The sequence below is a fragment of the Pectinatus sottacetonis genome, from assembly GCF_015732155.1.
GTDB lineage: Bacteria > Bacillota > Negativicutes > Selenomonadales > Selenomonadaceae > Pectinatus > Pectinatus sottacetonis.
In genome coordinates this window covers 296,879-312,540 of sequence record NZ_WIQK01000001.1, presented here as the reverse complement: position 1 = coordinate 312,540, position 15,662 = coordinate 296,879, and the positions used below count along the sequence as shown (strand labels likewise).

Annotated in this window: 13 protein-coding genes and 1 pseudogene; all 14 read left to right on the top strand. The window is 35.8% G+C overall.

Features of this window, described 5'->3' with window-relative positions; genetic code table 11:
* The first annotated feature begins 10 nt into the window (after window positions 1-10).
* The 14 genes and pseudogenes from I6760_RS01350 (at window position 11) to rsmB (ending at window position 15,622) form a co-directional block, all read left to right on the top strand.
* On the top strand, window positions 11-1,072 hold the full coding sequence (locus I6760_RS01350; RefSeq protein WP_196592735.1) for a PTS fructose transporter subunit EIIC: 1,062 nt from the start codon (window positions 11-13) through the stop codon (window positions 1,070-1,072).
* A 27-nt stretch (window positions 1,073-1,099) separates the two neighbouring features.
* A complete protein-coding gene (locus I6760_RS01345) occupies window positions 1,100-1,414 on the top strand; it encodes a PTS fructose-like transporter subunit IIB (RefSeq protein WP_196592734.1) in 315 nt (104 codons plus the stop codon).
* Between the two features lie 140 nt (window positions 1,415-1,554).
* On the top strand, window positions 1,555-3,915 hold the full coding sequence (locus I6760_RS01340; protein ID WP_196592733.1) for a glycyl radical protein: 2,361 nt from the start codon (window positions 1,555-1,557) through the stop codon (window positions 3,913-3,915).
* Complete coding sequence (locus I6760_RS01335) at window positions 3,912-4,814, top strand: glycyl-radical enzyme activating protein (protein ID WP_196592732.1); 903 nt, start codon at window positions 3,912-3,914, stop codon at window positions 4,812-4,814. The genes I6760_RS01340 and I6760_RS01335 overlap by 4 nt, the downstream gene beginning before the upstream one ends.
* Before the next feature lie 73 nt (window positions 4,815-4,887).
* Complete coding sequence (locus I6760_RS01330; protein WP_196592731.1) at window positions 4,888-5,568, top strand: fructose-6-phosphate aldolase; 681 nt, start codon at window positions 4,888-4,890, stop codon at window positions 5,566-5,568.
* Between the two features lie 606 nt (window positions 5,569-6,174).
* Window positions 6,175-7,438: pseudogene (locus I6760_RS01325) on the top strand (SLC13 family permease).
* A gap of 63 nt (window positions 7,439-7,501) precedes the next feature.
* On the top strand, window positions 7,502-8,842 hold the full coding sequence (locus I6760_RS01320) for a serine hydroxymethyltransferase (RefSeq protein WP_196592730.1): 1,341 nt from the start codon (window positions 7,502-7,504) through the stop codon (window positions 8,840-8,842).
* A gap of 28 nt (window positions 8,843-8,870) precedes the next feature.
* Window positions 8,871-9,182: an OadG family protein gene (locus I6760_RS01315; RefSeq protein ID WP_196592729.1), complete on the top strand. Its 312-nt coding sequence runs from the start codon at window positions 8,871-8,873 to the stop codon at window positions 9,180-9,182.
* Window positions 9,183-9,259: 77 nt separating this feature from the next.
* Window positions 9,260-10,375, top strand: a complete 1,116-nt coding sequence (locus I6760_RS01310) for a sodium ion-translocating decarboxylase subunit beta (protein ID WP_196594712.1) — start codon at window positions 9,260-9,262, stop codon at window positions 10,373-10,375.
* Window positions 10,376-10,401: 26 nt separating this feature from the next.
* A complete protein-coding gene (locus I6760_RS01305; protein WP_196592728.1) occupies window positions 10,402-10,638 on the top strand; it encodes a hypothetical protein in 237 nt (78 codons plus the stop codon).
* 207 nt (window positions 10,639-10,845) lie between these two features.
* Window positions 10,846-11,523: a 3'-5' exonuclease gene (locus tag I6760_RS01300; protein WP_196592727.1), complete on the top strand. Its 678-nt coding sequence runs from the start codon at window positions 10,846-10,848 to the stop codon at window positions 11,521-11,523.
* A gap of 12 nt (window positions 11,524-11,535) precedes the next feature.
* The gene (locus I6760_RS01295) at window positions 11,536-13,296 is read left to right on the top strand and encodes an ABC transporter ATP-binding protein (protein WP_196592726.1); all 1,761 of its coding nucleotides are present in this window, start codon (window positions 11,536-11,538) and stop codon (window positions 13,294-13,296) included.
* A 221-nt stretch (window positions 13,297-13,517) separates the two neighbouring features.
* A complete protein-coding gene (locus I6760_RS01290) occupies window positions 13,518-14,291 on the top strand; it encodes a DUF116 domain-containing protein (protein WP_196592725.1) in 774 nt (257 codons plus the stop codon).
* A complete protein-coding gene (rsmB, locus tag I6760_RS01285; RefSeq protein ID WP_196592724.1) occupies window positions 14,291-15,622 on the top strand; it encodes a 16S rRNA (cytosine(967)-C(5))-methyltransferase RsmB in 1,332 nt (443 codons plus the stop codon). Before I6760_RS01290 ends, rsmB begins: the two co-directional genes overlap by 1 nt.
* The last annotated feature ends 40 nt before the right edge of the window (window positions 15,623-15,662 follow it).

Here is a 15,662-nt window from a genome sequence, read left to right as displayed (position 1 = left end):
AGAGATGAAAATGCAGGAATTTATAAATATCTTTAAAAGAATGCGTGAACATTTAATGAATGGTGTGTCATATATGATCCCAGTTGTTGTTGCGGGTGGAGTATTAATGGCTGTGTCCCTCATTATGTATGGGCAGGCGGGAGTACCGGAAAAAGGTTTAGCTGCTGATATATGGAAAATAGGAGTTACGGGAATAGGTCTTATGGTACCAGTGTTGTCAGCATATATTGCAGCATCAATAGCAGATAGGGCAGGAATTGCTCCAGGGCTTATAAGCGGACTTATTGCGGCTAACATAGGAGCAGGATTCCTTGGCGGATTGGTTTCAGGGATAATTGCCGGTATTGTATGTTATTACTTGAAAAAAATTCCCTTGCATCCTTATATACGTTCATTGGAACCCATAATAATTATTCCCATATTAGGAACCTTGATTACATCGGGTATATTATTATGGGGAATTGGAACATATGTAGCGATAGCTATGGGGGCAGCAAAAGAATTTCTAACCTCGATGACAGATGCCAATAAAATAGTTTTAGGATTGATTGTTGGTGCAATGATTGCCTTTGATATGGGTGGTCCAATAAATAAGGTAGCATATAGTTTAATGGTTGCTACAGTAGGATCGGGAATATTTTCATATGCGGGGCCTTGCGCGGTAGCTATAATGATACCACCAATGTCTATGGCGATAGCATCTTTTATTATGCCGAAAAAATATTCAGAAGAAGAAAAAAATGCCGGGAAAAGTGCATTTTTTATGAGTCTGGTGGGAATCACGGAAGGGGCTATTCCTTTTGCAGCTAATGACCCCATAAGAGTAATTCCTTCATTGATGACAGGATCAGCTATTGGCTGTGCTTCAGCTTATTTTTTTAATGTGCAGACACACGTAGCATGGGGTGGTTTTATTGCACTGCCTGTAACACAAAATATTGGTGGTTTTATAGCATCGGTAATTATTGGATCAGTAATAGGGGCAGTGCTAGTAAACTTGTTGAAGAAAAATATTGTAGAAAGTGATAATAATGAAGAAAATATGGATGTAGAGCTTTCTTTTGAGGATTAATAATAGTTAAAAATGGAGTGTTAAAATATGAATATATTAGCAGTAACAGCGTGTCCATCTGGAGTAGCTCATACGTATATGGCTGCTGAGGCTTTGAAAAAAGCAGCTGAGGCAAAGGGACATAATATAAAAGTAGAAACACAAGGCTCTATTGGAATAGAAAATGTTATAGTTGAAGCAGATGTAGAAAATGCAGATGTTGTGATTTTGACTAAGGATATGCCTATAAAAAATGAAGTTCGGTTCAAAAATAATTTACTGGTGCGGGTGGCAATAAGTGATGCTGTAAAAAAAGCACCGGCCATTATTTTGAAAATAGAAAAACATTTGGCTAATAAATAATAGTAAAAATAATAAAAAGGAATAATATAATTCCTTTTTATTATTTTTTTGTAAATTAAGTGTTTATTCTTGAAAAATAATATAAAACAATATATTATAATAACAAACAATAAATAATAAAGAATAAGGGAGGTAATAAAATGAATATAAAAAATTTGAAGATGTCTGGGCGTATAAATATTTTAAAAAATAAAATGTTGTCACAGAAGCGGTATATGTCTATAGAACAAGCTCTTATAACAACACAGGTTTATAAAGAAAATGAAACTAAACCCGTTATTATAAAAAGAGCATTAGCGCTAAAAACGTCTTTATCAAAGATGGAAATAGCTGTTGAACCAGAAGAATTGATTGTGGGAAACCGTACTAAAGGGGTAAGGTTTGGCGTAGTATCACCAGAAAGCGGTGGTTCATGGATAGACAGGGAATTGGAAACACTGGCATTGCGTCCGCAGGATAAGTTCAATGTTAGACCAGAAGATGTTGAAGTTTATCGCAATGTTATAAAACCTTACTGGCAGGGAAAATCACTGGAGGATGTATTAAAGAATAAATATAAGGATGAGTTTGCATCTATAGGCAAAGTTGCCAAAATCAATCAAACCGATCACTCACAAGGACATATATGTCCTGACTGTGAACAGTGGTTGACGCTGGGGCCGCAGAAGATAAAAGAATATGCGCAGGAAATGTTAAAACGGGATTTAAATAATTCTCAGCAGAATTTTTATAAAGCTGTTATTTTAACAATGGAAGGCGCGCAAGTATTCATGCGCAGATATAGTATATTATTACAACAGACTGCAGAAAGAAATCATAAATTTGCGCCTGTATTAGAAAGAATGGCCGATATATGCAATTGGATCTCTGTAAAGCCACCGGAATCTTTTCACCAGGCAGTACAGTCTTTATGGTTTTTATTTGTTGTTTTGCAAATGGAATCTAATGCCTCTTCTTTTTCACCTGGACGTATGGATAGATATTTATATAAATTTTATGAAAAAGATATAAAACAGGGCATAATAAATGAAAGTCAGGCGTTAGAAATAATTGAGTGTTTATGGCTTAAATTTAATCAGATTGTCTATATGCGTAATGCTGATAGTGCAAAATATTTTGCTGGTTTTCCTATAGGTTTTAATATTGCAGTGGGTGGACTTGATGCGTCAGGAGAAGCAGCAGAAAATGAGCTGTCATATTTGTTTCTTAAAGCGCAGGAAGATCTGGGCCTGCCCCAGCCAAATTTGTCAGTGCGGTTGAATAGAAGAACTTCGGAAAAATTACTGGAGTATGCTATAGAAGTAGTGGCAAAAGGCAGTGGTATGCCGCAGTTTTTCAATGATGAAGCGGTAGTTAATACCATGGTAAATGATTTAAATATAGAAAAAAAAGATGCTCTTGATTATGCTGTAGTAGGATGTGTTGAACTTACTACTCAGGGAAATAATCTGGGATGGAGCGATGCGGCTATGTTTAATCTAAATAAAGCATTGGAATTGGCAATGAATCATGGCCGGTGCCTGCTTACGGGAAAGCAAATGGGGATGGATATGGGAGGATTAGATACATATCTGTCCTATAGCGATTTGGAAAAAGCTTTTGCAGCACAGATAGATTATTTTATAGGCAAGATGGTAAAAGCCTGTGCAGAGGTTGAACAAGGACATATAGATTTACTGCCATCGCCGTTTTTGTCAGCAGTAATAGATAACTGCATGCAGAAGGGAATTGATGTAACAGCTGGCGGGGCAAAATATAATTTATCCGGGATACAAATGATACAAGCTGCTAATATAGCAGATAGTATGGCAGCTTTGCAGCAGATCGTATATAAAGATAAACGTGTAAGCGGAAGAGAGATGCTGAGGGCATTACAGAATAATTTCGAAGGTTTTGAAGTGTTGCGGGCAGTAGTAGAAAATAAAGTGCCTAAATATGGTAATGATGTTGAGTGGGTAGACAATATTGCTGTTAAATGGGCTCGTTATTTCAAGGAAAAGCTGACACGTTATAAAAATTATCGTGGTGGAATTTATCATACAGGTATGTATACGGTTTCAGCACATGTGCCTATGGGAGAAAATGTCGGAGCTTCACCTGACGGCCGGTTAGCATATCAACCGTTAGCTGATGGCGGAATGTCACCAGTATATGGGCGTGATAAGGTCGGCCCAACAGCAGTATTGCAGTCAGTGGCGAAACTTGATAATGCACTCACTTCTAATGGTGGTTTGCTGAATATGAAATTTCTACCGGAATTTTTTGCTGAAGAAGAAGGAATAAAGAAATTTGCCATGTTTATGCGTGCGTTCGTGGAACTTGCGATACCACATATACAATTTAATGTTTTGCATAGAGAAGATTTGCTGGAAGCAAAGGTACGTCCAGAAAAGTATAGCAGCCTGACAGTCCGTGTTGCTGGTTACACAGCATATTTTACAGAACTTGACGGAAAACTTCAGGATGAAATAATTGCCAGGACAGAGTATGGTGCGGTATGAAAGATAAGGGACTTGTATTTGACATAAGGCGTTTTTCTGTGCATGATGGAGCGGGAATAAGGACAACCGTATTTTTTAAAGGCTGTCCATTGCGCTGCATATGGTGTCAAAACCCTGAGGGGATAGCACCAAAAGAAAAATTGGTTTACTTTGCCAATACGTGTATATTGTGCGGCTATTGTACGAAGATAAAAGATAGTGCTGTTAAATTAGAGAATGGCAAAATTATATTTAATGAACGCAAAGTATATAATCCGATTGAGTATGAAAATATATGTCCATCCGGGGCATTGAAAATGGATAGTAGATGGTATGACACTGTTGAATTGGCAGCTATAGTGAAAAAAGATAAGATATTTTTTAAATATGGCGGTGGAGTAACTGTTTCAGGCGGAGAACCTTTTATGCAGCCGGAATTTCTGCTGCTGTTTTTAAAAAAATTAAAAGCAGATAATATTAATACGGCGGTCGAAAGTTCTTTGTTTGCCGATGCAGAGAAAATAAAAAAGGCAATGCCATTTATAGATACTCTTTTTGCAGATTTTAAAATATATGACAATGACATTCATAAACAATATACAGGAATGGATAATACTATTATAAAAAATAATTTGGAAATGCTGCTGCACTCGGAATATAAAAATAATATAATAGTGCGTACACCACTTATACCACAATATACAGCAACAGAAAATAATCTGCATCAGATAGCAGAAACAATCACTAAATGGTATCCACGGGTAAAATATGAGTTACTCAATTATAACCCATTGGCCAAGGCAAAATATCAGCATATGGATTATGAATATTGTTTTAAAGAGAATCCGCCCTTATATACGAAAGAAGAAATGAAATATTTTTATAATATAGTGAGAAATGCAGCTGTGCATATTTGCTGATTACTTTATCGGGTAATTAGTATGATATAATAAAAATAGTAAACAGACTGAAAAATAAAAGGAGATAACCTAAATGAAATATTTAATTGACACTGCTAATCTTGAAATGATAACAAAATGTAATGATTTATTGCCAATCGCAGGAGTTACAAGCAACCCCAGTATAATAAAAAAAGAAGGAAAAATAGACTTTTTCGCTCATTTTAGAAAAATACGCCAAATAATTGGGTCGGAAAAAGCAATCCATATTCAGATATTGGCGCAGGATAGTGAAGGAATAATAAGGGAAGCTCATAAGATACTCGATAATGTCGATAAAAATGTTTATATAAAAGTACCTGTTACCCCACAGGGGCTCAAGGCTGTACAGCTGCTGAAAAAAGAAAATATAGGAGTAACAGCTACGGCTATATATAACAAAACGCAGGGATTTTTAGCAATGGAAGCCGGAGCTGATTTTATTGCACCATATTATAATCGTATGGAAAATCTTGACATTGATGCTGCGGATACTGTAGCTTCTTTTGCTAATATGATTAATGCTTATGGTTATGAAACACAGATCATAGCAGCCAGCTTTAAAAATATGGCACAGGTAAATACGGCATTGGCTTGTGGAGCGCAGTTAGTGACAATGGCTCCGGATATTCTTTTGTCAGCACTTGCGGTTCCCTCAATAAAAAAGGCTGTTGATGATTTTGATGATGACTGGAAAAAAATATTTGGTAATAGCTCTATCTGTGATATGAAATAGAATAGAATAATATTACGATTGTATAATTAATACAAAAATGAAGCTGTTGCATATAACATTTTCATTCATAAACGGGTACTTACCATGCACCTTATATCTGGGTTAAAGGAATAAGGACATTGCAGTGGTGCAGTCTGTATCTTTATGAAGCTGATGACATTATGTGACAGCTTCATTTTTTTAGATTAAATATATTGCCGGTTTACAAATATTATGGAATAATTTATTCAAATATGGAATAAATAGCTATTATGTCTTTTATAAAGAAATTTTTTTACAAAAAAGTTAAATTCTTTATTATTAATAAGCATAAATAAATTGTTAATAAAATACATGTTTTTTCTATAATTGGAGATATTTTTATCAATTCGAAAAACGCATAATAAGCATTACAATAAGGAATACTTACTCCAAACCTTTATGTAATAACATTTATGACACTTTGTGAAGATTTTCTTTTACCAGACTAATAAAAATTTTCTTGATAAATAATTTATCATTGCTATAATAAAATTTAAGAGGAGATTATTTCTAAGATGAGTACACTACATATGATATAATAACAGCGCTGTTATATATAAATGTAAACTTAGGAGGTAAAACTTTATGGATCCCGCAATTTTGACACTATGTGTCTTAGGGGTAGCGGCATTCTTTTTTGCTACTGATGCCCCCATTGGCTGTTACGGCCATGGGGGCATCAGTTGCGTTAGGCTTTTTGGGAGTGCTTACCCCAAAGGAAGTTTTTTCTGGTTTATCTAATTCTACAGTTGTACTGTTTGCCGGTATGTTTGTTATTGGGGCTGCAATGTTCCAAACCGGTTTAGCACAGAAAATTGGTATGACGGTTGTAAAAAGTGCTGGTTCTAGTGAGCGAAGGCTGATGGCATATTTAATGATAATTACTGTGTTGTTATCAGCTGTATCATCTAATACGGCAACTGTAGCTTGTTTAATGCCGGTGGTAATTGAAATTTGTGCGGCAGCTAGAATAGCTGCATCCCGCCAATTGATGGCGTTGGCGATAGCGGCTAATGTAGGCGGCACAATGACGATGGTTGGTACTCCGCCTAATATATTGATGAGTGGAGCATTGCAGGCAGCCGGATTTCATCCGTTTGGTTTTTTTGAATATGCGTATATAGGTATTCCTTTAGCAATAGCAGGTATTATTTATATGCTTACAATTGGCAGTAAGCTGTGCCCTGTTCATATGGCTGAAGCTGTTGACCCCGTGGAAAATTCGGATACACCTAAAGATCCTAGAAAGATGATAGTTTGTGCAGTTATATTAATAGTAGTAGTTTTATGTATGGGTTTTCATAAAACCATAGGAATTCCAATGCAGGTAGCAGCTGTGACTGGTGCTTTAGTTTGCGTACTTACAGGATGCCTGACTGAAAAACAGGCTTATTTGGGAATAGACTGGGTTACGATTTTTCTTTTTGCCGGAATGCTTCCATTGGCTGGAGCAATGGATAAGACCGGAGCAGGAAAAATGATAGCACATGGTGTTATCGACATAATAGGAACTCATCCATCGCCTATGATTATAGTTATTGCAATGTTTATTTTGTCATGCGGCCTGACGCAGTTTATGTCCAACACCGCTTCAGCAGCTCTTTTGGCACCTATAGGTATTTCCATTGCCCAATCAGTTCATGTTTCACCGTATCCAGTATTGATGGCTATAGGTATAGCGGCATCTTGTGCTTTTACTACACCGGTTGCAACACCGCCAAATACTTTGGTTTTAGGACCAGGGAAATTTAAATTTATGGATTACGTTAAAACAGGGATACCGCTTGTAGTAATATCACTTATTGTTTGTACAATTATAATTCCATTCTTCTGGCCGTTTAATCCTTAATAGCCTTTATGAATATGGGTTTTGTCGTTTAATTACTACTAATTGAAAGGAAGGAATTATAAAATGGAGACAGAAAAAATACTCAGTTCAATAGCAGCTTTTGATCCTCAATTATATAATTATTTTCAAGATGAACTACAAAAACAGAAATATGCCTTATCACTTATGCCGGAGGAAAATTATACTTCACCACTGAGTGCGTATTTGGAAGGCAGTATATTAAGCAATACTTCCATGACACACCATGATGAGGAAGCTCCTGCTGGTTTGGAAAGTATTACGGTCAGTCGTGTCAATAAATTGTACGGCAGTGAACATGCGAGTATCCGTACAAGTAATATAGCAGCTGCATCAAGGGTCGTTTTTTATAGTTTGTTGAAAAAAGGTGATACTGTATTATCACTGGATAATCGTAAGAAAGATCACTGTAACAGCGAAAGCTTACAATTTAATTTTGTTAAATTTAGTATAGATCCGCATGAACAGCGCATAAAACTTGATCAGGTCGAAAAACTGGCTAACGAACATAAACCAAAAATTATAATTTTTTCACCGGTAAATTACCCGCGGATAGTTGACTATAAGCATTTATCCGATATTGCAAAATCTGTTGGAGCATATATGTGGTTTGATATCTGCCAGAATGCAGGGCTTGTTGCGGCAAAGGAAATACCTTCACCGGTTCCCTATGCTGATGTAGTTACATTTTCCACGCATGATTCACTGCAGGGACCGCAGGGATGTGTTATCTTATGCAGAAAAAAAATGGCTAAAAGTATAGATAATACCGTTATAACAACAGGCCATTTTGCCTTAAAGAAAAACATCCTCGCTGCTTTAGCTATTGTGTTTAAAGAAGCAGCTACAGAAAAATACGGGCAATATTGCCATCAAGTAATACTAAATGCCAAGTCTTTACAAAAAGGACTGGAAGAAGAAGGCTTAGAAATATTATGCGGTGGTACGGATACAAATCTGGTTTTATTGAATCTTACAAAGCTGCAGATGTCATGTAATAAAGCGTGTTCAGCTTTACGACTAGCGGGAATAATGACAAAACCTACAGTATTGACAACAGCAGAAGACAAAATCACTTTTGATATTTTGCGTTTATCCAGCCTTATTTTAACGACACGTGGATTAAAGGAAGCTGAAATGTACACGATAGGCCATATGATAGGGATTGTCCTTAAAAACCACAATAATCCGGAAAAATTAGATGAAATAAGACAGGATATAACAGATATAGCTATACAATATCCATTGTTTTCAGATGAATGGCTGGCAGCAAAAGCTATATTAAATCCTGTATACAGTGGTGGTAATTTATCCCTGCCCCATGAGCTGGCAGCTGAACGCAAAAAAGCTGTACTGAAAAAAATATTGGGTTTTATAAAAAAATAGATATTAAATTTAAAAGGAAGTGTAACTTATGCATGGTACACATGATCCTCTGCTTATAATGCTGATAAATATGACGATCGTTTTTGCTGTGTTGTTTGTTTTGAGTCTGATAATAAGACTTTTAAAAGTCATTAATGATGCTATTTATGAAAAAAAAGGCAAAACAGATATACCAAGTCCCGTATCTATACGAAGACCGTCTGCAGTGCCGTCAGCCTCCCTGCCACAGGAGAAAAAGCTTAATATGGAAGACAAAACTTTGCTTGCTGTTATAACTACAGCGATTATGGCTTATGGGTATAAAGATGTAAAAATAAGATCCATTGTCAAAAAGTCATAGTCGATATGGTAAAGTCATAGTAATTATTGCTTAATAAACTTTTGTTTTAGGAAGGATTGGTATATATGGATAATTTTATGGGAGCCTTTGCTGTAGCACTGCACTCGGTATGGGCTGACAGTGGATATATATCACTGCACATGAGTAATATAATAATGATGATAATAGCAGGGATTCTACTGTATCTGGCGATAGTAAAAGGATTTGAACCATTACTTTTGACCCCAATTGCTTTTGGCTGTATATTAGCTAATTTTCCCAATAATGGGTTTGAAGAAGGTGTCATGCATGCCATAAGCATGGGAATTCATTTTGAAATTTTTCCGCCTTTAATATTTTTAGGTGTAGGGGCGATGACAGATTTTGGGCCGCTTATTGCTAACCCAAATACGTTATGGTTGGGAGCAGCAGCACAGTTTGGTGTTTTTATTGCCCTCTATGGAGCAATGTCGATGGGTTTCACAGTACAGCAAGCTGCTTCTATTGGAATTATCGGCGGGGCTGACGGACCAACCGCCATTTATCTGGCAACAAAACTGGCACCGGAGATTCTGGGAGCTGTTGCCGTGGCGGCGTATTCTTATATGTCTTTAGTGCCGCTTATCCAACCGCCGGTCATGCGGCTTTTGACAACTAAAAAAGAACGTGAAATAAAGATGGGGCAATTACGTCATGTAAGCAAGTTTGAAAAAATCTTGTTCCCGATAATCACAACAATAGTCATAAGCTTATTGCTGCCATCGATATCAGCTCTTATTGGTATGCTTATGCTGGGAAATCTGTTCCGTGAATCAGGTGTTACTGATCGTCTGGCTGATACAGCGCAAAATGCCCTTATCAACATTGTTACCATTTTTCTGGCATTGGGCACAGGTCTTACCATGTCGGGTGATGCTTTTCTCCGTCTGGCAACAATAAAAATTATATTATTAGGTTTATTAGCTTTTATTGTGGGGACAGCTGCTGGTGTTCTTTTGGGAAAAGTAATGTGTTATTTCAGCGGAGGAAAAGTGAATCCGTTGATTGGCTCAGCTGGTGTTTCAGCAGTTCCTATGGCAGCACGTGTTTCACAAATTGAAGGACAGCGGGCTAATCCAAGCAATTATTTGCTTATGCATGCCATGGGACCGAATGTTGCCGGAGTTATCGGAACGGCTGTGGCAGCAGGGACAATGCTGGCTATGTTTGGCTGATATTAAAGGAGTGAGGAGTGCATCAAATGAAAAACTTTCATGTTAATGTTGAAGGGGAATCCTTTGAACTCAGCGTTGTAAATGAGCAGGCTTTAAAAAAACGGCAATTTAATGTAATTGTTGATAATACAAGTTTCAATCTTGATGTAATATATCAGGAACATCCACCTTTTTTCCGTCTTGCTAAAATGCCGATGTGGTCTTTTTCCCGTAATGAACATGCGGCACCTTCGTTGAGAAAAAGAATGACAAAATGTAGATAAAATACAATATAAAAGCTGGAAGTTAAGTGTTATTATTATTTAACTTCCAGCTTTTTTTGTTTTTAGCTGTTATCATAATAAAATATACCTAGCAGCATATGTACTTATGGTAAAATATGATGTAAAATAAATATTATTATACAATATAAACAGTAATATTTATTATTTGTATTACAGATAGTTTCGTATGCCGAGAGGATATAATTTATGAAATATATTATTATTGATTTAGAGATGAATCCTATAATAAATAAATTTAAAGAAGAACGCTGTATTTGTAAGAATGAGATAGTAGAAATAGGAGCTGTTATAGTAGATGACAGCTATAAAAAAACGGCACAGTACCGTCAATATGTAAAACCACAGTATAATCCTATAGGAAAACGCTATGAAAAACTTACAGGTGTTACAAATGAACTAGTAGAGGATGCTCCGTATTTTGCAATAGCAATGCAGGAATTTGGCCAATGGCTCAAGGTATATTGCAACAAGGATGAAGCTTTATCTGTTTACGCGTGGAGCGAAAATGACCGCAGGCAGATAGAACAGGAAGTTACTCTCAAAAAAATGAAATTAGAAAATTATCCAGTGCTTATTTGTCCGTGGTATGATTTACAAAAAGAATATTGTTCAATGCTTGGATTAAACAGGATGATAACATTACGGGCAGCTGTCGGGGCAATGGGAGAAAATTTTGTTGGCAGAATGCATGATGCTTTATGGGATGCTGAAAATACAGCTCGTATTTTCATCTTGTCACGTGATAAAAAGAATTTTCAAAAAGTCATGGATCCTGTATTGAATGTTTTGAAACCAAGCAGTCCGATGACATATTCACTGGGGGATTTATTTGGTGATAAATTAAAAGGGATGAAAGTGGAATAAAAGGGGTAAAGTATGAAAGTTTTTTATCGTTTTATTGAATTTTACAAACCGCATATGCGGTTATTTTTTTTCGATTTGATTTGTGCGACTTTAGTGGCTGCTGTAGATCTGTCTTTTCCACAGCTTTTATATTATGCGACGCATACGTTATTCGTGGGACCGCAGAACGAAATAATAAAAGGTTGTATTTATATAGCTGCTATAATGATAGTTCTTTATGTAATAAGATATTTTTCACAACTTTATATAACAACATGGGGTCATATAATGGGAGCGCGCATGGAAAGTGAAATGAGACGTATTTTATTTGAAAAATATCAGGCACTGTCCTTTTCATATTATGATAAAAATAATACAGGAATAATGATGAGCAAACTTGTTTCCGATTTATTTGACATCTCAGAACTGGCGCATCATGGACCAGAAAATCTGTTTTTGGCAATATTGGAAATTACCGGAGCTTTTATTTTAATGGGAATGATAAATGTACAGCTGTCGGCAATATTATTTACCATAATGTTGCTAATGCTATTTTTTGGCGTATGGCAGAATCGTAAAATGAAAGCAGTATTTCTTGATAATAGAAAGAAAATAGCTGATGTAAATTCATCTTTGCAGGATAGCCTGGCGGGAATACGGGTAGTCAAATCATTTGGTAATGAAGTGCTTGAACATGCTAAATTTAAAAAAAGTAATGATAAGTTTCTTGCGTCTAAAAATGCTAGCTATATGGCAATGGGACGTTTTGTTGCCGGAGGTGGCGTTTTTGTCGGATTGAGTTATATGGCAGTGCTTTCGGCAGGTGGCTATTTTATAGCACATAATATGTTAAAACCAACTGACTTGGCAGTATTTGCGCTTTATATAGGGATATTTTTAAAACCAATAAATATGCTTATAAGTTTTACTGAGCAGTTTCAGAAAGGTTATACAGGTTTTTGCCGATTTGTTGATATAATAGATACTGATATTGCAATAAAAGATAAATTGGGTGCAATAGATATTGGGAAAGTAAAAGGCAATATAGCTTACAAAAATGTTTCTTTTTCCTACGAAGACAGCCAGAATGTTTTAGAAAATATAAGCTTTACGGTAAGAGCAGGTAACACTGTTGCCTTAGTGGGACCTTCAGGCGGAGGAAAAACGACGATTTGTTCACTTTTGCCACGTTTTTATGATGTAACAGACGGATCTATTTGTATTGATGGGAGAGATATAAGAGATATAAAGATTGCTTCTTTAAGAAATAATATAGGGATTGTACAACAGGATGTTTATATGTTTAATGGAACAATAAAGTCAAATATAGCCTATGGAAAGCCTAATGCACCAGAAGAGGAAATTATTGCCGCGGCAAAGCAGGCTAATATACATGATTTTATTATGAGTCTGCCAGATAAATATGACAGCTTGGTAGGGGAACGGGGAACGAGGCTTTCAGGTGGACAAAAGCAGCGTATTTCCATAGCCAGAGTATTTTTAAAGAATCCCCGTATTTTAATACTTGATGAAGCAACAAGTGCGTTAGATAATGAAAGTGAACGCTATATTCAAAAATCGTTGGATTTACTAGCGGAAAATCGTACAACTGTAGTAGTGGCACATCGTCTTAGCACTATCCAGAATGCAGATGAAATTCTTGTAATACGGCATCATAATATTACAGAACGTGGCAGTCATGAAGAGCTTATGCAAAAGAATGGTCTATATGCCAGGTATTATCGTATGCAGTTTCATAAGCAGACTTCGGCAGAAACAAATAAAAAAAATTAATAATAAAGACAGACATGTCTTATTTTAGGGAATGTGATAAACTTTAAAGTGGAATTAAAAAATATTATTATAAAACTGGTTATTTATTAATTATTTATAGCAAAAATTGAAAATAACTGCTAAAAATTTTCTATAAAATAATAATAACTATGACAAATAAAGTGATTATTAAAAATCAGTTTTAACGATAAAATTTTGTTATTTGTTATGGAGTATGAAATATGGGAGAAAATAAAAAGATACTTTTGCCTTTATTAATGTTTTTGAGTATAATAACATTATTTATTATAGCTGGTATTATTGGTAAAATAAGCTATTTAGGTCTCAGAGAAATATCTGTGGGCCTGCCATCATTTTTTCTTGGTATATGTATAATCATTTTTGTGGTTATGACCATTACCCTTTTGAACGTTATAATTATAATATCTCCGCTGGCCAGATTTAGTTTTGGACATAAATTTATTTATCATATGGTAAATATGCTTTTTCCGCTAATACTTTTATGGGGCCGGATATTAAAAATATCACGCCGCAGTATAGAACGCTCATTTGTAAATCTTAATAACAGACTTATAAAATACAGGCATATAAAAGTAAAACCAGAAGATTTACTGGTTCTTTCACCACATTGTCTGCAGCTGGCATCTTGTAAATATAAAATAACCTACGATGTTAATAACTGCCATAAATGTGGTGGCTGTGCTATTGGAGAAATGTTGAAAATGGCAGAAAAAGTCGGCTTCCATTTTCACGTTGTTACAGGGGGAACACTGGCGAGAAAACTGGTTCGTGAAATGCATCCAAAGCTTATTCTGGCAATTGCCTGTGAACGGGATTTGACAAGCGGTATACAGGATGTTTATCCTCTACCAGCTGTTGGTGTGCTGAATATAAGACCCAATGGGCCATGTTATAATACTACGGTTGATTTAGTAGAAGTTAAAGCAATGATACAAAAATATATAATAAATGAAGATGGAGATAAAAAAAGATAATGAATGCCAGAGAAGCAGCTTTTAAGATTTTGTTAGATATATATAATAACGGGGCATATGCCAATATAGCTCTGGGACGGTTTTTAAAAAAAAATAAACTGGCAGATAAAGACAGGCGGTTTGTGACAGAACTTGTATATGGTACGGTAAAAGCAGGGGATACTCTTTTATGGATATTGCGCCAATATATTAAAATGCCGTTAAAAAAAATACATCCTATGATAAAAATAATTTTACGGATGGGAATATATCAATTATTATATATGGATAAAGTTCCTGTTTCAGCAGCTTGTAATGAATCCGTAAAATTGGCTAAAAAACATGGACATACAGGGACCGTTAAATTTGTAAATGCTGTATTGAGGACTCTTTCGCGAGATGAGAGTAAAGGCGATTTTAATAAAGTCAGCAATGACAAAAGCTTGTATATTGCATTGAAATATTGGCATCCGGAATGGATGGTAAAACTTTTTATTAAAAAGTTAGGTGTAGAGGAAACGATTAAATTGTGCCAGTTCAATAATACTAATGCCCCGCTTTCTCTAAGATGCAATACTTTAAAAATAGCTCCTAATGAACTAGTAAATGTTTTAGAAAAAAATGGTGTTATTTGTCACAAATCAAATATTTGTGATGAGGGTATAATATGTGATGACCATCCGGCTCTGAGTAAAATAGGAGCTTTGAGTGATGGTTCAGCCATAGTACAGGATGAAAGTTCGATGTTGGTAGCACATGTTGTAGCGCCTTCACCACATGACATGGTCATTGATATGTGTAGTGCTCCTGGGGGCAAAACCACGCATATTGCAACTCTTATGGGAAATAAGGGCCGAGTTATTGCCAATGACATTTATGAGCATAAAATTAAGCTTATTACAGAAAATGTCGTGAAATTGGGATTGACAAATATAGAATATAGTTTATCTGATGCCCGTTTGCTGGGAGAAAAATATAAAGGGCAGGCCGATAGAGTTCTGGCTGATGTTCCCTGCTCCGGCCTGGGTGTATTGCGCCGGAAAGTTGATGCCCGCTGGAACAAAAGCAGAGAAGAATTAAAAAAACTGCCGCAGCTACAGTATGAAATACTGCAGAGTGCTGCTATGACAGTAAAAAAAGGCGGTATACTGGTCTATAGTACGTGTACAATAAATCGGGAGGAAAATAATGATGTTGTAAATAAATTTTTACAAAAGAATCCTGAATTTATTTTAGATAATATTGATCAGTTCCTTCCAGCAGGTTTGACCAGCGATAATAATATGCTGCAGTTAATGCCGCATATAAATAATACTGATGGGTTTTTCATTGCCCGATTAAAGAAAAAATAATGATAGTTTTTTTGACAAACTTTATTTTAGAAAGCAGGAA

What these genes read in the sequence shown, in the direction of transcription:
- I6760_RS01340 (WP_196592733.1), top strand. Translation starts at nt 1,555, where the DNA reads ATGAATATAAAAAATTTGAAGATGTCTGGGCGTATAAATATTTTAAAA.
- I6760_RS01330 (WP_196592731.1), top strand. Translation starts at nt 4,888, where the DNA reads ATGAAATATTTAATTGACACTGCTAATCTTGAAATGATAACAAAATGT.
- rsmB (WP_196592724.1), top strand. Translation starts at nt 14,291, where the DNA reads ATGAATGCCAGAGAAGCAGCTTTTAAGATTTTGTTAGATATATATAAT.
- I6760_RS01315 (WP_196592729.1), top strand. Translation starts at nt 8,871, where the DNA reads ATGCATGGTACACATGATCCTCTGCTTATAATGCTGATAAATATGACG.
- I6760_RS01350 (WP_196592735.1), top strand. Translation starts at nt 11, where the DNA reads ATGCAGGAATTTATAAATATCTTTAAAAGAATGCGTGAACATTTAATG.
- I6760_RS01295 (WP_196592726.1), top strand. Translation starts at nt 11,536, where the DNA reads ATGAAAGTTTTTTATCGTTTTATTGAATTTTACAAACCGCATATGCGG.
- I6760_RS01320 (WP_196592730.1), top strand. Translation starts at nt 7,502, where the DNA reads ATGGAGACAGAAAAAATACTCAGTTCAATAGCAGCTTTTGATCCTCAA.
- I6760_RS01290 (WP_196592725.1), top strand. Translation starts at nt 13,518, where the DNA reads ATGGGAGAAAATAAAAAGATACTTTTGCCTTTATTAATGTTTTTGAGT.
- I6760_RS01310 (WP_196594712.1), top strand. Translation starts at nt 9,260, where the DNA reads ATGGGAGCCTTTGCTGTAGCACTGCACTCGGTATGGGCTGACAGTGGA.
- I6760_RS01305 (WP_196592728.1), top strand. Translation starts at nt 10,402, where the DNA reads ATGAAAAACTTTCATGTTAATGTTGAAGGGGAATCCTTTGAACTCAGC.
- I6760_RS01345 (WP_196592734.1), top strand. Translation starts at nt 1,100, where the DNA reads ATGAATATATTAGCAGTAACAGCGTGTCCATCTGGAGTAGCTCATACG.
- I6760_RS01300 (WP_196592727.1), top strand. Translation starts at nt 10,846, where the DNA reads ATGAAATATATTATTATTGATTTAGAGATGAATCCTATAATAAATAAA.
- I6760_RS01335 (WP_196592732.1), top strand. Translation starts at nt 3,912, where the DNA reads ATGAAAGATAAGGGACTTGTATTTGACATAAGGCGTTTTTCTGTGCAT.